The following is a 21,519-nucleotide window of genomic DNA, read 5'->3' as shown; positions in this document are numbered from 1 at the left end:
CGCGGAGGTCGACCAAGGTCGACCGCTACCGTGCGAACCGTGCCTCGATCTCCTCCAGTGACTTGCCCTTGGTCTCCGGCAGCCAGAACGCGGCTACCAGGAAGAACACGAACGTGCACGCCGCCCAGAACAGGAACATGCTGGCGTAGCCGTAGTGGCCCACCGTGGGCAGGAAGATGGCGGCGATGGTCGTGGACACGAACTGGTTGATCAGCAGGGCGATGCTCATGCCGTTGGAGCGGATGCGATTGGGCATCAGTTCCGACAGTGCCAGCCACACGCAGACGCCGGGGCCGACCGCGAAGAACGCGACGAACACCAGGATGCAGGCGGCTACCGCCCAGCCATGCGCCGGCGGCGGCACCGGGCCGATGCGGGCCTGCTCGATGCGCAGCGGTGCCTGTGCGGCCTTGGCCGGGTCGGCGAACGGGTTCAGATGCAGCTTGCGGAAGAACGCGCCGATCACACTGTCCGGCTGCACGGTCCCGGCACGCTCGATGCGCAGCTCGCGGTCGGTCAGGCTGTCGCTGCGCAGGGCTCGCACATTGGTGAAGTCACCGTAGGCGTACGACACGGTCAGCTGCATCGGCCGGCCTTCGCTGTCGATGCCGGCGCCCAGGCGCTGCCACTGTGCGTCGTCCAGCACCAGCTGCAAGCCATCGGCGCTGACCGCCGCCTGCAGTTGCGGCTGCACGTCGGCGCGGCCACGCTCGGCCTGGAAGAACAGGGTGGCGGCGGCCAGCAGGGCCACGCAGATGCCGCCGCTGCCGAGCATCAGCAGGAACTTGCGGCCCTTGCGGTCGACCAGCAGCAGCGCGACCACGGTCATCACCGCGTTGAGCAGCTTGATCGCCACGTCGGCGCCGTTGGCCACCGAGCCGGACAGGCCGGCCTGGTTGAGGATGTTCACCGCGTAGGCCAGCACCGAATTGATGCCGGTGGCCTGGGTGCAGGCCAGCACCACGCAGGCCAGCACGAACGGCACCACGTAGCGTCGGCTGAGCAGTGGGTCGCGCTTGCCGTCGCTGCTGCTCGATTCCGGCGCCTGGATCTGTGCAAGGGTGGGTTCCACGTCGGCAGCAGGCAGCACCCGCTGCAGGCTGCGGCGGGCATCATCGACGCGGCCGCGGCGCACCAGCCAGCGCGGCGATTCGGACAGCCAGAAGATGCCGGCACAGAACAGCAGGCCTGGCGCCAGGCAGCTCCAGAAGATGGTGCGCCAGGCCTGGTCCTTCACCGTGAACAGTTCCTGCGCCTGCTGCGCCAGCGGCAGCGAGCGCACGGCTTCGGTGGCGGCATCCACCGCATGTGCGTGGTACAGCCCGATCAGTGCCGCCAACACCAGGCCGATGGTCAGCAGCAGCTGGAACATCGCCGCACCGCGTCCACGCCGCTCGGGGCTGAGCACTTCGGCCAGGTACAGCGGGATCACCACGCCGATCAGGCCGCCACTGATGCCCTGCAGCAGCCGCCCGAGCAGCAGCGGCGTGTAGCCCGAGGCCAGCGCCATGATCGGAATCGACGCGGTGAACAGCAGGCCGGCCAGCAGCATCGCACCGCGGCGACCGATCAGGTCGGCGACCATGCCGGCGAACAGCGAGGACAGCACGCTGCCCAGCAGTACCGCCGCCACCACGAAGCCGAGTTGCTGGCTGCTGAGCTGCCAGGCGTGGCTGGCCGTTGCCTCCAGGTAGGGCAGGGCACCGGCGATGATGCCGATGTCGATGCCGTACAGCAGGCCGCCGAGGCCGCCGATGAAGAGCAGGTAGCGTACGGGCCAGCGCGGGGCGGTGCTTGCAGTCATCGGCAGTTCCTGTGGTAGCGCCGGGCCAGGCCCGGCGGCGGTTCGTCGCAGAGTGCATTCTGTAGAGCCGAGCCATGCTCGGCTGCTTTCCGTTCCGATATCGAGGTTCCCCATGCCGCGCTTCGCGCGGTGAGCCGAGCATGGCTCGGCTCTACAGGGAGCCCGCGCGGCATCCGGGCCGCATCGCTTGCGTCAGGTCAGATCGACCACGCGCCCACCAATGACCACCTGCTGCAGGCGCAGTTCGGCGTCCAGCACCACCAGGTCGGCGCGGGCGTCGGGCGCGATGCGGCCGCGATCGCCCAGGCCCAGATAGTCGGCCGGGAAGGTGGAAACCCGCTGCGAGGCGTCGGCCAGGTCCAGGCCGACGCGCACCAGGTTGCGCAGCGCCTGGTCCATGGTCAGTGCGCTGCCGGCCAGCGAACCCGTCGCCAGGCGCACGCAGCCGCCGCACTTGTGCACGCGCTGCTCGCCCAGCGCGTACTCGCCGTCGGGCATGCCGGTGGCGGCAGTCGCGTCGGTCACCGCGTACAGGCGCGGGATCGCGCGCGCGGCCAGCCGGATAACGCCGGGGTGGATGTGCTGCAGGTCGGGGATGATCTCGGCGTACTGCGCATGCGCCAGCGCCGCCGCCGCAATGCCCGGGCGATAGTGGTCAACGCCGGTCATGCCGTTGAACAGATGGGTGAAACCGGAGGCACCGGCCTGCAGCGCCGCCACGCCCTCCTCGTAGGTGCCGGCGCTGTGGCCCAGCTGCACGCGGATGCCCATCGCCGAAAGCGCGGGTATCAACGCGGTGTGCTCGCCGATCTCCGGCGCCAGCGTCATCACCCGGATCGGCGCCAGCGCGTGCAGCTGCTGCACCAGTGCCACCGTCGCCTCGATCGTGCGATTGGGCTGTGCGCCCAGCCGCTGCGGGCTGATGAACGGTCCTTCCAGATGCACGCCGACGATGCTGGCGGCGTCGGTATCAGGCGCCGCCATTGCCGCAGCGACGCCGTGCAGCGCGTGCTCGATCTCGTCCAGCCCGGCGGTCATGGTGGTCGCCAGCAGCGTGGTGGTGCCGAAGCGCAGATGGGTGCGGGCGATGGTGCGTGCCACGTCGCCGCCCTGCATCAGGTCCACGCCGGCCGCGCCATGCACATGCAGGTCGACGAAGCCGGGCAGGATCACCGGCAGCTGCAGGTCGTCGGCGCCGCTGTGGTCGTCCACCTGCAGCCGGCGCACGCGTGAATCGAAGTGGACGTGCCCGCGCCGCCAGCCCAGCGGGGTGAGGATGCGGCCATGCAGGGTGCGGGTGTCGGTCATGCGGTGGGCTCGGCGATGATCACTTCGATGCCCAGCCGCTGCAGCCCTTCGCGGGTTGCATCGTCGATGCCGGCGTCGGTGATGATGGCGTGGATCTGGTCCAGCAGGGCGATGCGGTGCAGGCTGACGCGGCCGAACTTGGAGGCATCGGTCAGCACCACGATGCGGCGCGCACGCTCGACCATGCGGTGGTTGAGGCGGGCTTCGGCCTCGTCGTGGGTAGTCAGGCCGAACTGCAGGTCCAGGCCGTCCACGCCCAGGAACAGGGTGTCGAAGCTGTACGAGTTGAGGCTGGCTTCGGCCTGGCTGCCCTGCAGCGACAGCGACTGCTGGCGCAGCAGGCCACCGGTCAGCAGCACGGTGATGCCCGCGGCATTGGCCAGTTCCCAGGCGATGTTCAGGCCGTTGGTCATCACCGTCACGTCGCGATGCGCGCGCAGGTGGCGGGCCAGCGTCATCGTGGTCGAGCCGGAATCGATGATGATGTTGTCACCCGGCTGCACCAGGCGCGCAGCGCGCGCACCGATCGATTCCTTCAGTGGCAGGTTCAGCGCGTCCTTCTCATGGATGTCCTGTTCCTGCGGCGGCGTGCGCACCAGGGTCGCGCCGCCGTGGGTGCGGTTGGCCAGGCCCTGCGATTCGAAGTGGGTCAGGTCGGCACGGATCGTCACCGCCGACACGCCGAAGCGCTCGACCAGATCGGCCACCTGCACCGAGCCGTGCTCGATCAGCAGCTGCAGGATCTGTTGCCGGCGGGAGCGGGTGTTGCGCATGGCCATTCTCGGTTTTGCGGGAAAAGGTAGAGATTAGCCGTTCGCAGGAACGCCGGCAGCCGAACCTGCGTTCTGCGTGCGGGGTCCGGCCTGGTTGGCGCTGCAGGCACGGGCGTACTCACCCAGGCACAGGCCGATGCGGTGCTGCACCAGCGCGGTGGGGGTGTTGGCCAGGCTGCCTTCGCGCACGGCGCGGTACTGCTCCGGCAGGTACTGGCTGAGCAGCACCAGCGGCGGCGCATGCTGCTCCAGGTTGGCGAACAGGGTCTGCACCGCCTGTACCAGCGCCGGCTCGCCCCAGTAGTAGCGGCAGCGGTCGCTGAAGGAATAACGGCGCAGCAGGCGCAGCGCGGCGGCATCGCCCTGGTAGTAGGACTGCCAGTACTTCGGCTGCGCCACCATCACCTCGTCCAGCACCTGCGGCAGGCGCGAGCACTGTGCGGCCGGCAGCAGTTCGGCCTCGATCGCGGCCAGCGCGAACAGCGCCTCGCGGTAGGCGAAGGTGGCCGCCGGGCCGACCTTGAGGATGGCGAAGTGGTCGCGTACCAGCGCATGCAGGCCGCTTTCGCGCTGGTAGTCGGTGGAATGCGCTTCGAACACGATGCGCGGCTGCCGCTCGAGGAAGTCGGCCAGCGCATGGGCGGCGTCCGGGTTGTACTCATGCACGCTGCTGTGGTCGAAGTCCACGCCGGGCTGCACCACCATCGCGATCACGCGCTGCCACGCATCGCGCAGCTGTGGCGTGTCGAACGCCTGCTGGTGGATGGCCAGGGTCTGCGCGGCGGCAGCCGGCGTGGTCACCTGCAGGCCTTCGGCCAGCGAGGCTTCGCCGCCGGGAATCGGCACCTCGGTACCGATCACGTAGACCGGCGGCGGCAGGCCGTGTTCGGCGGCGGTGCGTTCGGCGATCTCGGCAAGCTCGGCCGAACGTGCAGCGACGATGGCATCGGGCAGCGGCACCGGGTCATCGGCGCAGGACATGCTGCAGTCGAGGTGGATCTTGTGGAAACCGGCGGCGACGTAGGCTTCGATCAGCACGCGCGCGTGGGTCATCGCTTCGGCCGCCGGGCGCTTCTGCCAGGCATTCGGGCCGAGATGGTCGCCGCCCAGGATCAGCCGTTCGCGTGGGAAGCCTTCCTCATCGGCCAGGGCGCCGACGTAATCGCGGTACTGCGGCGGGGTCATGCCGGTGTAGCCGCCGAACTGGTCGACCTGGTTGGAGGTGGCCTCGACCAGCAGCACGGTGCCATGTGCCTGTGCCACGTGCATGGCCGCGCGCAGCACCTGCTCGTTGCTGCAGCAGACGCTGTACAGGCCGACATTGGCACCGGCGCGGTGGGAAGCAAGCAGGGTCTGCAACGGGGACATGGTCAGGCTCCGGACATCAGGAAAACGAGGGTTGGCAGGCGAGCAGGGCGGCACCACGTGCGCCACCGGCATCGCCGAAGCGTGGCGGCACGATTGGTGGCACCTGCACACCCTTGAACAGGTGGGCGGCGATGGCGGCGGGCAGGTGCTGGTACAGCGGCGCGTACTGCGAAAGGCCGCCGCCGAGCACGATCACGTGCGGGTCCAGCGCCAGCACCAGCGCGGCCAGGCTGTGGCCGAGCAGGTCGCGATGGATGTCCAGCGCCTTGCGCGCGCGGGCATCACCGGCTTCGGCCAGGGCGATCACCGCGCTGGCGTCGGCGGCGCTGCCACCAAGGTGGCGCTCGATCATCGCCACGCCACTGCCGGACACATAACGCTCCACGCAGCCCTGCAGGCCGCAGGCGCAGTCGATCAGCGGCAGGCCGTGGCGCTGCAGCAGATGACCGGGCACGCTCCAGTGGCCCCATTCGCCGGCCAGCCCGTTGAAACCGGTCAGCAGGCGGCCCTGCACGCAGAAACCACCGCCAGCACCGGTGCCGAGGATGGCGCCGAACATGCTGGGGTAGCCGTCGGCGGCACCGCCGTGTGCTTCAGACAGGGCAAAACACTGCAGGTCGTTGCCGAAATGCAGCGGGCGTTGCAGCCGCGCCTGCAGATCCGCGGCCACGCTGTGGCCGGTCAACGCAGGCACGTTCGCGCTGAGCTGGCGGCCACTGCGGCGGTCGCGCACGCCGGGCAGGGCGATGCCGATCGCCGCATCACTACGGCCCAGTGCGGCATCGGCCTCGGCGACCAGCGCCACGACTGCCTGCAGGAAACCGTCGTAGTCACCCTGTGGGGTGGCCACGCGGCGGCGCCAGGTAACCTGCATCGCCACATCGCACGCCACCAGCTCGATCTTGGTGCCGCCGATGTCGATGCCGTAGCAGGCGTGGGCGATCAGCTCAGCCATGGTGGATGGTGACGCCCTTGACGACGCGGTTGACGGTGCCGTCCGGGAACGGGTTGTCCGGGGTCAGGCCCAGCGCGGCCGAGCGCTGTAGTGCGAACAGCTGCGCAAAGCCCAGCCACACCGGTGCCAGCCACGGATCGTCCAGTGCCGGCACGGTGAGGGTGTATTCGTCGTCGGCGCCGATGTCCGAATGCGGACCGATCGCCAGCACCTGGCCGGCCACGCCGTCGCGGCGCAGTTCTTCCAGCAGGTCCTGTTCGTAGCGGCGCGCCAGCGGCTGCACGCTGCGCAGCACCACCACCAGGGTGTTGCCATCCAGCGTCGACTTCGGGCCATGACGGAAGCCCAGGGGTGTGTTGGCCAGCGCCAGCACGCGGCCAGCGGTGAGCTCCAGCACCTTCAGCGCGCACTCGCGTGCCAGTGCTTCCAGCGGGCCGCTGCCGAGGTAGATGATGCGGTTGAACGGGCGCTGCGCCAGTGTCGCCACCGGTGCATCCCACTGCGCCAGGCCTTCGCGGGCCAGCGCGGCGATCTGCTTCAGGCGCGTCACGCGCGCATCCCACGGCGAACGATCGAACACGGTCAGCGCGGCCAGCAGCATGCAGGTCAGGCTGCTGGTCATGGCGAAGGCGCGGTCGCAGCTGGCCGACGGCATCAGCAGGGTGCAGGTGTCGGCACGGCCGGCGCCACGGCGGGCCAGCTCGCCATCGGCGTTGCAGGTGATGTCGAGGAAGCGCGCGTCATCCACGTCGCTGCGCACGCGGTCCACCGCCGCCACGCTCTCCGGGCTGGAGCCACTGCGGCCGAACGAGACCAGCAGGGTCGGACGGTCGCGCTGCAGGTACAGCGCCGGGTGGGTCAGCAGGCTGGTGGTGTGCACCACGCGCACCTCGGCGGGCCATTGCGCGTTGATCGCGTCGGCCACCATTTCGGCGATGAAGCCGGAGCTGCCGGCGCCGGTGAACAGCACGCGCTGGTTGGGATCGTTGAGGCTGTCGCCGAGGAAGGCCTGCAGGCGGTCGCGGGCACGCGACAGGTCCTGTGCCAGGGCGTCCCACAGCGCAGGCTGCTGGGCGATTTCGGTAGCGGTATCGGCTCCGCCAAGGCGCTGCCAGGCGGACACATCGGAAAGCAGGGTGACGTCCATTCGGAGGTTCCAGTTGGGCCAGCGCACCATCTGCGTTTTCTTTCGAAATGTCAAACATCGAAAGTAAAAAGAAAGAAAAAAGGTGGGTGGCTTTGCCTTGCCCGCGATGCCGGGAAAAACGAAAGGACCGACGGAATTCCGTATCGCACAATGCTTAACAGGCGCCTGCAAGCGCTTACACAAAGTATTGCGGCGCAGCAACTTTCGTTTCAATGGAGTATATCTTCCTTTTTCCTTTCAATTTGTTGACATCTTTCGAATCGCTGCCCTAGAGTCGGCCCAACCGCTTTCGAAACGCCCGGTGAACGGGTTGGGAGTCCGCGTGGAAAACTGCGTTCGTCGCTCGCCGCTGATGCTGGCCCTGGTGCCGGCCTTGATGCTGGCGTCCATGACGGCCCGCGCCGAGCCGGTCGGCAACCTGCGTACCGTCCGCGCCAGCGCCAGCCGCGACGGCGTGCAGGGCTGGGACCTGCAGACCGACAAGGGCGCGCGCATCCGCATTGAACTGCCGGCGACCGACATCATCCGCGTGCAGGCCGGCCGCAACGGCACGTTGACCGGCGCCGGCGACAAGGCCGCGCCGATTGTGCTGCCGCAGCCCAAGGCGAGCGTGCAGGCGCAGCTGGAAGAAGACGCACAGGAAATCCGCGTGCGTACCGAGGCACTGGTACTGCATGTACAGCGGCAGCCGCTGCGCCTGCGCCTGGAACGGCTGGACAATGGCCAGCCCACCGCGCTGTGGCAGGAACTGCAACCGCTGGACCTGGATGCCACGCAGAGCGTGCAGGTGCTGTCCTCGCAGGCCGATGAGGGCTACTTCGGTGGTGGCCAGCAGAACGGCCGTTACCAGTTCAAGGGCCGCGAGCTGGAGGTGTCCTATTCCGGTGGCTGGGAAGAAGGTGATCGGCCGAGCCCGGCGCCGATGCTGCTGAGCAGCCGTGGCTGGGGCATGCTGCGCAATACATGGAGCGATGGCAGCTACGACCTGCGCCAGAGCGACCAGGCCACGCTGCTGCATCGCGAAGACCGCTTCGATGCGTACTACTTCGTGGGCGCCGACCTGCCCAAGCTGATCGAACGCTACACCCAGCTGACCGGCCGCCCCAACATGGTCGCGCGCTGGGCGCTGTCCTACGGCGATGCCGATTGCTACAACGACGGCGACAACAGCAGGAAGCCCGGCACCGTGCCCGAAGGCTGGAGCGACGGCCCGACCGGCACCACGCCCGATGTGATCGACAGCGTGGCCAAGCAGTACCGCGCCCACGACATGCCCGGTGGCTGGATCCTGCCCAACGATGGCTACGGCTGCGGCTACAAGCAGTTGCCGGAAACCGTGCAGGGCCTGGCCAAGTACGGCTTCCGCACCGGCCTGTGGACCGAGAACGGCGTCGACAAGATCGCGTGGGAAGTGGGCAAGGCCGGCAGCCGCGTGCAGAAGCTGGACGTGGCCTGGACCGGCAAGGGCTACCAGTTCGCGATGGACGCCAACCGCCAGGCATTCAACGGCATCCTCGACAATTCCGATTCGCGCCCGTTCCTGTGGACGGTGATGGGCTGGGCCGGCATCCAGCGCTACGCGGTGGCATGGACCGGCGACCAGAGCAGCAGCTGGGATTACATCCGCTGGCACGTGCCGACCCTGGTCGGTTCGGGCCTGTCCGGCATGGCCTACGCCAGCGGCGATGTGGATGCGATCTTCGGCGGAAGCGCCGAGACCTTCACCCGCGACCTGCAGTGGAAGGCGTTCACGCCGGTGCTGATGGGCATGAGCGGCTGGTCGTCGAACGCGCGCAAGCACCCGTGGTGGTACGACGAGCCCTACCGCAGCATCAACCGCGACTACCTGAAGTTGAAGATGCGCCTGACGCCATACATGTATGGGCTGGTGCACGAGGCCGCGCAGACCGGTGCACCGCCGGTGCGTGGCCTGATGTGGGACAACCCGCGCGACCCGCATGCGCAGGATGAAACCTACAAGTACCAGTTCCTGCTCGGCCGCGACCTGCTGGTGGCGCCGGTGTACCGCAGCCAGGCCGCCAGCCGTGGCTGGCGCCGCGACATCCACCTGCCGGCCGGCGGCTGGATCGACTACTGGGATGGCCGTCGCGTGCAGGCCGCCGCCGATGGCCGCCAGCTCGACCGCCAGGTGGACCTGGCCACGCTGCCGGTGTTCGTGCGTGCCGGTGCGATCCTGCCGATGTACCCGTCGATGCTGTTCGATGGCGAAAAACCGCTCGATGAAGTGACCTTCGACCTGTACCCGCAGGGCGACTCGCAGTACACGTTGTACGAAGACGATGGCAACACGCGCCGCTACCAGCAGGGCGAGTCGAGCACGCAGGTAATCCGCGTGCAGGCGCCGGCGCAGGGCAGTGGCCCGGTGCAGGTGCAGATCGACGCCGTGCAGGGCCAGTACAACGGCCAGCTGGCGCAGCGCCGCTACGGCCTGCGCGTACTCAGCCGGCAGGCACCACGTGCGGTGCAGGCCGGTGGCCGCGCGCTGCCGGCGCTGGCCGATGCTGCCGCCTTCAACAGCGCCAACGAGGGCTGGTACTTCGATGCCAAGGACCGCCGCGGCACAGTGCATGTGCGCACTGCCACCCAGGACATCCGCCAGCCACTGCAGCTGCAGCTGGACTTCGCAGTCGCTGCCGCAGCCACCGATGATGCCTATCCGGCCGCACCGGTGCTGGGCCGCGAACTGCCGGCCGACAGCCTGCTGGTGGTCAACCGCCCGGCCGAAGAGCCTGGCCATGCGTTGGAAAATGCTTTCGACGACGATCCGGCCACCTGGTTCCGCAGCGTGCGCAACCAGGCCGTGCGCACCGGCGCCCACGAGTGGGTGATCGGCTTCGGCGAGCGGAAGATGATCGATGGCATCGACATCGCGCCACGCAATGACAAGAACTGGAAGCACGGGCAGGTACGTGACTATGAGGTCTACCTGGGCGACAGCAACGGTGAGTGGGGCGAGCCGATCGCCCGTGGCCGCCTGCAGTTGAAGGAAGGCGTGCAGCGCATCGACTTCCCGGCCCACGCCGGCCGCCTGCTGCGCTTCCGCGTGCTGAGCGTGCAGAACCCCGAAGGCGACGGCGCCAGCAGCACCGACCCGATGGTCACCGCCGCACAGGGCAGCGCCCGCGCGTTCGATGCACTGCAGCCGCGCGATGTTGGCCCGATCGCCCTGTCCACCTTCCACATTCTCGAACACCAGGAACCGGAGCGACCGGCCCGGCAGCGCTATCTCTCCGAGCTGCCGGTGCCGGCCGCGCTGGCCAGCCAGCTGCGTACCGACCAGTCCTTCCGTGGCGACGCCGGCATGCGCATGAACGGCCTGCAGTTCCGCCGTGGCCTGGGGGTCGGCGCCAGCAGCCGCATCGACCTGCGCCTGCAGGGCGGCTGGCACCTGCTGCGTGCCGACCTCGGCATCGACGACGCCTGCCGCAACGCCGGCGGCCTGCAGTTCCAGGTATGGGGCGACAACCGCCTGCTGTACGACAGCGGCCTGGTGAAGGCGCCCGGCGTGGTCAAGCCGGAGCTGGACATCCGTGGCCTTTCCACCCTGAGCCTGCGCACGCTGGGTGCGCAGGGCAGCCAACCCGCCCAGGTCTGTGCCAACTGGGCCAACGCCGTACTGATCGGCCAGGAGGGCGACTCCGCCAGCATCGTCGCCCCATGACCCCCACGTAACACCGCTCCTCCCCCGCCCCATCCCGACTACGGCCCTCATGGCCGTGGCCCGGGAGCGTTTTGCCCGCCGAACGCCCACGCGCTCACTCAGTTGCGCCGCACCCTTGCCAGGAGAGAACCCCGATGTTGCCCGCCCGCCACCACCGCCCCCCCTGCCGCCCGATCGCTCCGCTGACGCTGGCCATTGCCGGCGCGCTGTTCTCGCTTGCCGCTCCTGCCTTCGCCCAGGAGAGCAAGGACAACGCCACCGACCTGGCCCGCATCGAGGTCACCGGCTCCAACATCCGCCGCACCGACGTTGAAACCGCCTCGCCGGTGCAGGTGATCAGCAAGCAGGACATCCAGAACATGGGTGCGCGCACGCTGCTGCAGGTGCTCGACAACCTGCCGGCCGCACGCCCTGCGCAGCAGGATGCGCGCTCGCTGTTCACCGGTTCCGATGGTGCCTCGCAGGCCAACCTGCGCGGGCTCGGCGCACAGGGCACGCTGGTGCTGCTGAACGGTCGCCGCCTGTCGTACTACGGTGCGCCGGCCGGCTTCCAGACCCAGTTCGTCAACATCGATGCGATCCCGGCGGCGGCCATCGAGCGCATGGAAGTGCTGACCGACGGCGCGTCGGCCGTGTACGGTACCGACGCGGTGGCCGGCGTGATCAACGTGATCACCAAGCGCAACTTCCAGGGTGCCGAGATCAGCTTCACCAACGACACCTCTTCGCGCATCGACTCCTATGGCGAACGCCAGGCCAGCATCACCGCCGGCTTCGGCGACCTGGCCGAGAACCGCTTCAACATCTACGGCGCGGTCAACATGTACCGTCGCGACGCGATTCCGCTGAGCGATTTCTACGACAAGCGTCCGGACCAGTACTACGTCAACAACCCGAACTACCTCAACAACCTGCGCCTGGGCGTGGGCAGCAAGCCGGGCGAGTTCAACCCGGGCACCTACTTCGCCTTCGATCCGGTCACCGGCCGCCGCGTGCAGGAAGCTGCGCCGGGCTGCAGGAACGTGCTGACCAGTGAAGCGGCCGGTCCGCGTTGCGTCTGGGAAACCTGGATGAACAACGAGATCGATGCCGGTGCCAAGTCCGAGCGCAACACCGCCTACCTCAACGGCACCTTCCTGGTGGGTGACAGCACCGAGATCTTCGCCGAGGCGACCTACACCGACATCGACCTGCGCGCCAACGGTGGCACGCCGCGCACCTACGGCACCACCACCGGCAACCCGACCAGCTGGTTCTCGCGCAATACCGGCAACACCGTCAACCAGTTCCTGTACCCGTTCCTGGGCCCCAACAACGAATACAACCATGCCAGTCCGCAGTTGAAGGCGATGATGGGCGGGGTGGTCGGCCTGAACTACCTGCTGCAGGATGCCGGCCCGAACTATTTCGGCCAGCGCAATACCGACAAGAGCTACCGCGTGCTGGCCGGTGCGCGTGGCAACCGGGGTGACTGGAACTGGGAAACCGCCTTCGCCAGCGCGGGTACCCACTCCACCACCTACCAGACGATCAACGTCAACACCAAGGGCTTCGAGAAGGCCTTCGGCCCGTACACGATCGATCCAGGTACCGGTCGGGTGATCATCTCCGACCATCCGGCGTACAAGTTCGGCGAGATCAGCGAAGCCAACGCCGCGCTGATCCGTGAAGCGTTCCCGACCTTCGACATCCAGTCGTGGACCCGCCTGCACACCCTGGACGGCAAGATCGAAGGCCCGCTGTTCCAGCTGCCGGCCGGCGAGATGCGCGCCGCGTTCGGCTTCAACGCCAGCCGCGAAACCTTCTACACCCCGGGCAACGCCGATGCGGCCAACGGCCTGATCACCCAGCAGGGCGGCTCGTGGTTCGACGGCAAGCGCAACACCTACGCGCTGTTCGCCGAGACCGTGGCACCGATCACCGACAAGCTGGAGCTGGACGCCGCGGTCCGCGTGGACAAGTACCCGAACTTCAGCGCCAACGTCGCGCCGAAGATCGGCTTCAAGTACCAGGCGTTCGACCAGCTGATGCTGCGCGGTACCTACTCCACCGGCTTCCGCGCGCCGAGCCTGGCCGAGTCCGGCAATGGCGGCGTGTTCGCACAGCTCGGTGGCTTCCGTGACGAACTGCGCTGCGGCGAGACCAATGCCATCGCCAACCTGCTGCTGAAGTCGCAGCGGCCGGGCGATGTCGATCTGGGCAAGAGCCTGCTGAACGTCGATTGCAGCCGCACCGTGGCGCGCATGACCCAGCCGAACAAGGACCTGAAGCCGGAGAAGGCGAAGATCGCCACCCTCGGCTTTGTCTACGAGCCGGCCAGCTGGCTGTCGGTGTCGGCCGACTACTGGTTCATCTACCGCAACAACGAAATCGTCGCGCCGGACTATCGCCGCATGGAAGACATCATCTCGATGTCGCGCTCGCCGATCACCGACAGCGACCGTGCCAACCTGGCCCAGCTGGCGGCAATGTGCGCCGATCCGGCCAGCGGCGTGAGCTGCCCGGCCACTCTGCCGGGCTACTCCGCCGGCAACGTGGCCAGCGTGGTCGGCCAGTACAAGAACCGCGGCAAGACCCTGATCGACGGCTTCGACATCGATGCGCGCAGCCGCTTCTCGCTGGGCGACTGGGGCAACCTGAACATCGGCCTGGCCGCCACCATCGCCAACCGCAACCGCTTCTACATGGACGCCGAGAACGGCTGGTACTACGGCGACGTGGTGGGCTACTACAACAACCCGCGCCTGCGTGCCACGCTCAATGCCGACTGGACCTACAAGCAGGTGACCACCAGCATGTTCGTCAATTACGTGGGCGGCACCAAGTGGGCCACCGACCAGATCGACGAAGAGAGCAACAACAAGGAAACCTGCACCGGCGGCTACCTGGCCCTGCAGAAGAGCAAGTGCGATGGTGCACCGTCGTGGTGGACCGCCAACATGAGCGTCACCTGGCGCCCGGATGATGCGTGGAACCTGAGCTTCACCGTCAAGAACCTGTTCAACCGCCTGCCGTTCTACGACCCGAACAGCTTCCTGGGTGACTCCAGTGACTACGCAACCATCTTCGGCCGTGGTTACAGTGTGACCATCGGCTACCGGTTCAAGTAATTCCGTTTGCGTGACCTGGCGTGCCGGCTGCGGCCGGCACGCTGCCAAGAGGAGAGATGTTTGCCATGAAGCGTAGGGAATTCATCGCGGCCAGCGCCGCTGTCGCCGCCAGCAGCCTGCTGCCGCAGACCCCCGCCTGGGCACGCGGGCGCAAGGTGCGCCTGGCCATGATCGGCACCGGCATGCGCGGGCTGGTGCTGCTGAAGGAACTGGTGCGTCGCGACGACGTCGAAGTGGTTGCCGTCTGCGATATCGAGCCGATCATGCTCGGCCGTGCCACAGAGATGGTGGCGAAGGCCGGCAAGCCCGCGCCGAAGACCTATGGCCAGGACCGCGACACCAACGCCTGGAAGCGACTTCTGGAACAGAAGGGCATCGATGGCGTGATCATCGCCACGCCGTGGGAATACCACGCACCCATGGCGATTGCCGCGATGCAGGCCGGTGTGGCCGTCGGCTGCGAAGTGGTGGCTGGCATCACCCTGCAGGACCACTGGGACGTGCTGAAGACGCAACTGAGCACCGGTACCCCGTACATGCTGCTGGAAAACGTCTGCTATCGCCGCGACGTGATGGCGGCATTGCAGATGGTGCGCCAGGGCCTGTTCGGCGAGCTGGTGCATCTGCAGGCCGGCTACCAGCACGACCTGCGCGGCGTGAAGTTCAATTCCGGCGACCCGAACCAGCCGTACGACAGCGGCGTGGAGTTCGGTCCCAAGGGCTGGAGCGAAGCACGCTGGCGCACCGAGCATTCGGTGGAACGCAATGGCGAGCTGTATCCCAGCCACGGCATCGGCCCGTGCGCGATGTACACCGGTATCAACCGTGGCAACCGCTTCACCCACATCAACGCTTTCGCGACCAAGGCGCGTGGCCTGCACGAATACACCGTGGCCAAGAGTGGCGGCACCACCCACCCCAGCACCAAGGTGAAGTTCAAGCTCGGCGACATCGTGACCACCACGCTGGCCTGCGAGAACGGCGAGACCATCCTGCTGCAGCACGACACCTCGCTGCCGCGCCCGTACTCGATGGGCTTCCGCGTGCAGGGCACCAAGGGCCTGTGGATGGACGTCAACCATTCGATCCACATCGAAGGCCGCAGCCCGCCGCACCAGTGGGAGGAGTTCAAGAAGTACCAGGATGAGTACGAACACCCGCTGTGGAAGCAGAATGCCGACACCGCCGCCAGCGCCGGCCACGGTGGCATGGACTGGTTCGTCATCCATGCATTTGTTGAAGCACTGAAGGCCAAGGCACCGATGCCGATCGACATCTACGACGCGGTGACCTGGAGTGCGATCACCCCGTTGAGCGAGCAGTCGATCGCCAACAGCTTCCAGACGCTGGAGTTCCCGGACTTTACTGCTGGTGCGTGGAAGACGCGCAAGCCGATCTTCGCGTTCGACGGTAAGTATTGAGGTTTACACCCTTCCACGCTGTGACGGAGACGCCGGGCACTGCCCGGTGTTTCTGTTTCTGGAGGCATTCGCCTTGTAGAGCCGAGCCCACGCTCGGCTGAATTTCCGACACGTTCCCCCCCCCTGAATCAGAAAACTCTGAAATCCGACCCGCTCCACAGTTTCTGACTTGAATGTGTAAACGACATCGGAGATAACGTCCCCCATGCGGTCAGGCCGCATTCCGGACCAGGGACGATCCGAAGCATGACGTGGTGAGGCAACCGCCCCACGTTCTCGTTCCTGCCGGTGCTGTGTTTGTCCAGGAAGGAGAACAGGGATGTTGGAACGACTGAAGACCATTTCGTGTGCCGCACTGGCGATGATCGCGCTGGGGAGCTTGGCTCCTTGGGCTGCGCAGGCGCAGGAGGTGCAGAAGAAGTGGGAGAGCTACCTGTCGATGGGCCAGCCGCGAGCCACCGAAGCGGCGGTGCAGAAGGACATCAAGTCGCTCTTTTCCCAGTACGAAAAGGACAAACCCTTCGATTGGCATGTCAAACGCCAACGCGTCCTTGGAAAGAAGGTCATCTACGACTACCGGGTGAGACCCGAGAAGATCGTTACTACCGACTGGGTCTACATCCACTCAGGGCAGGAGTACTCCTCCGAAGATCAGATTCGTAGCGTGATCCTCGCCACCCGCGTCAGCGACCCGCAGTGCCCGGCGACTTCACTCACGGAGGATCCTTGGGTGGAGCTCCTTGGACTTGGCAGGGGCGACGACGGTAGCGTCACCAACGAGGAGAAGGATTTCCATTACACCTTGAACTTCTATCATCAGAGCACCCAAGAATGCTCGTCGATAGTGGGGTGGGAGCGTGTGCGCCGGGCCAGAACGGCGCTTTGTCCGAATCGACCGTCCCTGACGTGGAATGAGGCCCTGCAGATGTGCTCACTGGTCCAGCAGGACGAGCCGCACATGTCGCCCATGCTCTCCTACACAAGCGCGCCGCTGCCGCCGCAGCAGTGTCCCGTTGGTAACCCGTGTGACCCGACCACTGGCGATAAATCCCAGCCTGAGCCGGATTTCAACCTTGGATGGGTGAACTTCCAACGCCACTATCACTCCCTGACAAGCACGGCGGGTGGCGCGTTGGGCACGGGCTGGACCCATTCCCACAATCTGCGGCTTACCGCAGGCGTAGACGATTCCACCTTCCCTCCCAGCCCCGAACTGAAAGTTGGGCTGATCGGCGCCGATGGCGGGCAGACCGCATTCCAGAAAGTGGGGGCAAGCTACGAAGCCATGGACGGAAGCGGCGATCGCGCGGTCCAGCAGGGCACCAACTGGCAACTTTCACGTGCCGGAGAGCGCATTCATTTTGATGCTGATGGCTTGATGCAGCGCCGCGATTTCGAAGACGGAACGTCGCTGACCTATGCACACGACGGCCGCGGCCGCCTGCTCAGCATCACCCATTCAACCGGCCGACGCGTGGACGTCCAGTACCTCGCGCCGGGCGACGATTCACTGATCTCGGCCCTGGTGATCGCCGGCCAGCCTGTGGTGAGCTACGCCTACTCCCCGGCCGGGGAACTGATCACCGCGACCTATGCAGACGGTGCCAGCCGTACGTATCATTATGAGGATGCCCGCTTCCCGGGCTACCTGACCGGCGTGACCGCCGAAGACAACCAGCGCTACAGCTGGTACGGCTATGACACGCAAGGGCGAGTCACCTGCAGCCGCCATTCCGGCGATTGCAGCCAAGCCGACGTGGGCATTGATGGCGTGCGCCTGGAGTACACCCCGGCAGGCACCACCATCGTCACCGACGCACTGGGCAAGCAGAGCACCTACGCCTTGACCGCCAGCGGCACCAGTGGCCTTCCGCGCAAGGTCAATGGCATCACCGAAAGCAATGGCAGCATCACTCGCGCCTATCTGCCCGAGGGCACCGATTTCCGGCGTCGGCTTCAGTCAGTGACCGATCGCCGTGGCGTTGTTACCAACTACGCCTATGCGGAGGCCAGCGACGCTGCCGCAGGTGCTGTCAGTGTGACCACCACCACCGAAGCGGCAGGTACTCCGGACCAGCGCATCAGCGAAACGCGCGTGGCCATGGACAGCAATCGGCTGGTCCAGCAGACCGTTGGCAACCGTGAGATCCGCATCGCGCGCAATGCGCGCCTCCAGCCGACCACCATCACCGTGCGCGACAGGGTGACCGGTGACACCCGCGTCACCACGCAGACCTACTGTGAGGCAGAGGGCCCGGAGTGCCCGCTGGTGGGACTGCTGCGTAGCGTGGATGGCCCACGCAGTGATGTGGCGGATGTCTCCACCTATGCCTACTACACCGCGGACGACGCGGGATGCGCGACCAGTGGTGCCTGCAGTTATCGCAAGGGCGACCTGCGCAGCGTGACCAATGCGCTGGGCCAGACGGTCGAGACCTTGGCCTACGACGCGTTCGGGCGGCCGTTGTCGGTCAAGGATGCCAACGGCGTGGTCACCGATTACACCTACCATGCGCGCGGCTGGCCGACCTCGGTCACCGTGCGCGGTGCCACCACAGCCGAGGACCGGGTGACCCAGATCAGCTACTGGCCGACCGGCCAGGTCCAACAGGTCACCGAGCCTGACGGCAGCAGCGTTACCTATGTCTACGACGCCGCCCAGCGGCTGACGGACATCGCGGACAGTGCGGGCAACACCATTCACTATGCGCTGGACAACGCCGGCAACCGCCTCAAGGAAGACACGCTGGATGCAGGCGGCACCCTGCGCCGCACCCTGGCACGGACGTTCAACACGCTCGGCCAGCTGACCGCGCTGAAGGACGCTGGCAATCACGCCACCGGCTTTGCCTACGATGCCAATGGCAACCCGCAGACGGTGACCGACGCCCTGCAGCGCGTGACCAGCCAGCAGTACGATCCGCTCAACCGACTGGCGCAGACCCTGCAGGATGTCGATGGCGTGGCAGCGGAGATCCGCAGCCAGTACAACGCGCTGGACCAGGTCACCCAGGTCACCGACCCGAAGGGCCTGCATACCACCTACGCCTACAACGGGTTCGGTGACCTGACCGGGCAGGTCAGCCCGGACAGTGGCGCCAGCAGCTTCACCGTGGATGCCGCCGGCAATCGCAAGACCGCTACCGATGCGCGTGGCGTCACCGCCACCTATCACTATGATGCGCTGAACCGTTTGATCGGAGTTGCCTATCCGGACCCCAATCTGGACGTGGGCTACAGCTATGACGTGGCGCCGGCCGCCTGTGCCGCAGACGAGCGCTTCGCCAAGGGGCGCCTGGGGCAGGTGCTGCACGCCAATGGCAGCACCCAGTACTGCCACGACCGCTTCGGCCAGATCACCCGCAAGGTGCAGACCGTCAACGGCGTTGCCAGTACGCTGCGCTATGCCTACAGCAAGTCGGGGCGCCTGACTGCGTTGACCTACCCCGACGGCAGCGTGGCCGACTACGTGCGCGATACCCAGGGGCGCATCAGCCAGATCGGCCTGACCCGGCCCGGCCAGGCACGCCGGATCGTGGTGAACAACGTGACCTATGCGGCCTTCGGCCCGGCGACGGGCTGGACCTATGGCAATGGCCGCCAGCTGCAGCGTCCGCTGGACCTGGACTATCGCCCGCAGGCGGTGCATGACCCGGCCGCAGGCGGCCTGTCGCTGGGCTATGGCTACGATCCCGTCGGTTCGATCACCGAGCTGAAGAACGGCGCAGGCTCGTCGGTGCTGGCCAAGTACGCCTACGACGCGCTGGGTCGCCTGACCCAGACCCAGGACGGGACGACAGGCACGCCGATTGAAACCTATGCCTACGACGCCACCGGCAATCGCACCGCGCTGACCACCTCGGCAGGCACGGCCAGCTACACCTATCCCGCAACCAGCCACCGGCTGACCGCCGTGGACGGCGAAGCGCGCGACCATGACGCGGTGGGCAACACCACCCGCATCGGCGGCAAGTCGTTCATCTACAACGATGCCAACCGCATGAACGCGGTGAAGCAAGGTGATGCCGTGCTGGAAAGCTACGGTTACAACCACCGCGGCGAGCGCGTGCTGCGTACCCCGGCCGGTGGTGCAGCGCAGATCACCCTGTACGACGAAGCAGGGCAGTGGCTGGGCAACTACTCGGCCACAGGCCAGGCGGAGCAGCAGGCCATCTGGCTGGACAACTACCCGGTGGCGTTGATCAACATGCCGGCTACCGGCGTGCCGGAACTTGCCTACGTGCAGCCGGATCACCTGGGCACACCGCGCGTAGTGATCGACCCGGCGCGCGATGTGGCGATCTGGGAGTGGAGCAACAAGAGCGAAGTGTTCGGCAACCAGATTCCGAGTACCGACCCGGATGGCGATGGTGTGGTGTTCGAGCTGGCGTTGCGTTTTCCGGGCCAGCAGGCGACGGATGTGAGTGGGTTGTTCTACAACTACCAGCGTGAATACGACCCGGCTGTGGGGCGGTATTCGCAGAGTGATCCGATTGGGTTGATGGGGGGGATCTCGACCTATGGGTACGCTAGCGCTTCCCCGGCAAGGCGGGTCGACCCTCACGGGCTCACCGACCTAAACTATATTCCACCCCACGACAATCCTGATTCTTATCTGGGCAATAAAATGATTCCGTCGCCCCCGAATATGCTTACCATTAGCATTCACCACAACGGAAATAACTTCATAGGGCCGGATGGTAGAAGCATGTCTGTTGAATCGCTGGCGCAGTCAATTTGAATCGCCCAGGGTTCCGTAGACACCTCGCAGCCATAAACTATGGCTTAGGCGGAGGTGGTTATGAGCACGAAGCGGTACACCGATGAGTTCAAGATCGAGGCGGTCCGACAGATCGTTGAGTACGGCCGTCCGGTAGCGGAGGTTGCCGAGCGACTGGGCGTGTCGATCCATAGTCTTTACGGCTGGAAGCGGCAACAAGGCAAAGGCGATGTTGGCCGGCGTGTCGAGCAGGACCAGAACGCGGAAGTGCGCCGCCTCAAGGCTGAGCTACGCAGGGTCACTGAAGAGCGAGACATCCTAAAAAAAGCCGCCGCGTACTTTGCAAAGGGGTAAGAGCAAAGTACGCCTTCATGAAGCAACACGCAGATGAGTTCGGCCTCGCGGCGATGTGTCGGATGCTTGGCGTCCATCGCAGTGGCTACTACGCCTGGCTAAAAGAGCCGGCAAGCGCTCGCGACAAGGACGATCAGCGGTTGCTCGGCCTAATCAAGCACAGCTGGCTGGAAAGCGGCTCTGTGTATGGCCACCGCAAAGTGACCACAGATCTGCGCGAGCTTGGCGAGACGTGTAGTCGTCATCGCGTGGCACGCTTGATGAAGAGCGAGGGGCTGCGGGCAATGGTCGGCTACGGTCGGCGACCACGCCCATTGAGCGGCCCTGTTGGATCAGTCGCCAAGAACGTTCTGGCTCGCGGCTTCAAAGTCAGTGAGCCAAATCGCGCGTGGGTCACGGACATCACCTACATCCGCACGTACGACGGCTTCCTGTACTTGGCGGTAGTGCTTGATCTGTTTTCGCGTCAGGTCGTTGGATGGGCAACCCGACCAACTCAACATACGGACCTGGTTTTGCAGGCGCTATTGGCTGCAGTGTGGCGGCGCAAGCCAAGCCCCGGGCTTCTGCTTCACTCCGACCAGGGAACCCAGTTCACCAGCGAAGACTGGCAGAGCTTCCTGCGCGAGCACGACATCGTGTGCAGCATGAGTCGACGAGGAAACTGCCATGACAACGCAGCGATGGAGAGCTTCTTCCAGCTACTGAAGCGGGAGCGTATTAAGCGGAGGATCTACAGCAATCACGACGAGGCACGGGCCGACGTCTTCCAGTACATCGAGATGTTCTACAACCCAAAACGGCGGCACAGTTCCAACGACGGGCTGTCCCCGGTAGAGTTCGAGAAGCAGTACGCACTAAACGGCTGACGACTGTC

11 protein-coding genes are annotated in these 21,519 nt (G+C 66.2%); 5 read left to right on the top strand and 6 right to left on the bottom strand.

What is annotated here, in order from left to right:
• Nucleotides 1-25: 25 nt before the first annotated feature.
• The 6 genes from ACT6SE_RS19955 to ACT6SE_RS19930 form a co-directional block, all read right to left on the bottom strand.
• Nucleotides 26-1,804 (bottom strand): MFS transporter, encoded by a 1,779-nt coding sequence (locus ACT6SE_RS19955; protein WP_046433042.1) that lies wholly within the window; start codon nucleotides 1,802-1,804, stop codon nucleotides 26-28.
• A 192-nt stretch (nucleotides 1,805-1,996) separates the two neighbouring features.
• Nucleotides 1,997-3,112 carry an N-acetylglucosamine-6-phosphate deacetylase gene (gene nagA, locus ACT6SE_RS19950; protein WP_046433040.1) on the bottom strand — a complete coding sequence of 372 codons (1,116 nt, stop codon included), beginning with the start codon at nucleotides 3,110-3,112 and terminating at the stop codon, nucleotides 1,997-1,999.
• A complete protein-coding gene (locus ACT6SE_RS19945) occupies nucleotides 3,109-3,885 on the bottom strand; it encodes a DeoR family transcriptional regulator (protein WP_014038836.1) in 777 nt (258 codons plus the stop codon). Before ACT6SE_RS19945 ends, nagA begins: the two co-directional genes overlap by 4 nt.
• 33 nt (nucleotides 3,886-3,918) lie before the next feature.
• Nucleotides 3,919-5,253 carry a D-tagatose-bisphosphate aldolase, class II, non-catalytic subunit gene (locus ACT6SE_RS19940; RefSeq protein WP_046433037.1) on the bottom strand — a complete coding sequence of 445 codons (1,335 nt, stop codon included), beginning with the start codon at nucleotides 5,251-5,253 and terminating at the stop codon, nucleotides 3,919-3,921.
• 16 nt (nucleotides 5,254-5,269) lie between these two features.
• Nucleotides 5,270-6,208: an ROK family protein gene (locus ACT6SE_RS19935; RefSeq protein ID WP_046433033.1), complete on the bottom strand. Its 939-nt coding sequence runs from the start codon at nucleotides 6,206-6,208 to the stop codon at nucleotides 5,270-5,272.
• Nucleotides 6,201-7,355, bottom strand: a complete 1,155-nt coding sequence (locus ACT6SE_RS19930) for an SIS domain-containing protein (protein ID WP_046433031.1) — start codon at nucleotides 7,353-7,355, stop codon at nucleotides 6,201-6,203. The genes ACT6SE_RS19935 and ACT6SE_RS19930 overlap by 8 nt, the downstream gene beginning before the upstream one ends.
• 322 nt (nucleotides 7,356-7,677) lie before the next feature.
• Here ACT6SE_RS19930 and ACT6SE_RS19925 point away from each other — a divergent pair, with 322 nt between their 5' ends.
• The 5 genes from ACT6SE_RS19925 (at nucleotide 7,678) to ACT6SE_RS19905 (ending at nucleotide 21,511) form a co-directional block, all read left to right on the top strand.
• The gene (locus tag ACT6SE_RS19925; RefSeq protein ID WP_046433029.1) at nucleotides 7,678-11,037 is read left to right on the top strand and encodes a TIM-barrel domain-containing protein; all 3,360 of its coding nucleotides are present in this window, start codon (nucleotides 7,678-7,680) and stop codon (nucleotides 11,035-11,037) included.
• 134 nt (nucleotides 11,038-11,171) lie between these two features.
• Nucleotides 11,172-14,147 carry a TonB-dependent receptor gene (locus tag ACT6SE_RS19920; RefSeq protein WP_049420325.1) on the top strand — a complete coding sequence of 992 codons (2,976 nt, stop codon included), beginning with the start codon at nucleotides 11,172-11,174 and terminating at the stop codon, nucleotides 14,145-14,147.
• A 65-nt stretch (nucleotides 14,148-14,212) separates the two neighbouring features.
• On the top strand, nucleotides 14,213-15,568 hold the full coding sequence (locus ACT6SE_RS19915) for a Gfo/Idh/MocA family protein (RefSeq protein WP_032958828.1): 1,356 nt from the start codon (nucleotides 14,213-14,215) through the stop codon (nucleotides 15,566-15,568).
• Nucleotides 15,569-15,887: 319 nt separating this feature from the next.
• Nucleotides 15,888-20,309, top strand: a complete 4,422-nt coding sequence (locus tag ACT6SE_RS19910) for an RHS repeat-associated core domain-containing protein (protein ID WP_444811042.1) — start codon at nucleotides 15,888-15,890, stop codon at nucleotides 20,307-20,309.
• Nucleotides 20,310-20,369: 60 nt separating this feature from the next.
• Nucleotides 20,370-21,511, top strand: a protein-coding gene (locus ACT6SE_RS19905; protein ID WP_087944428.1) for an IS3-like element ISStma9 family transposase whose coding sequence is annotated in 2 segments (ribosomal slippage) — nucleotides 20,370-20,607 and nucleotides 20,607-21,511 — 1,143 coding nt in all. Because the reading frame shifts where the segments join, the coding sequence is not laid out codon by codon here.
• Nucleotides 21,512-21,519 lie beyond the last annotated feature (8 nt).

Origin of the sequence: Stenotrophomonas sp. LC732 (assembly GCF_052446685.1) — a bacterium.
GTDB lineage: Bacteria > Pseudomonadota > Gammaproteobacteria > Xanthomonadales > Xanthomonadaceae > Stenotrophomonas > Stenotrophomonas muris.
Note: the sequence above shows the minus strand (reverse complement) of the source record. Positions and strands in the feature narration are given on the sequence as shown.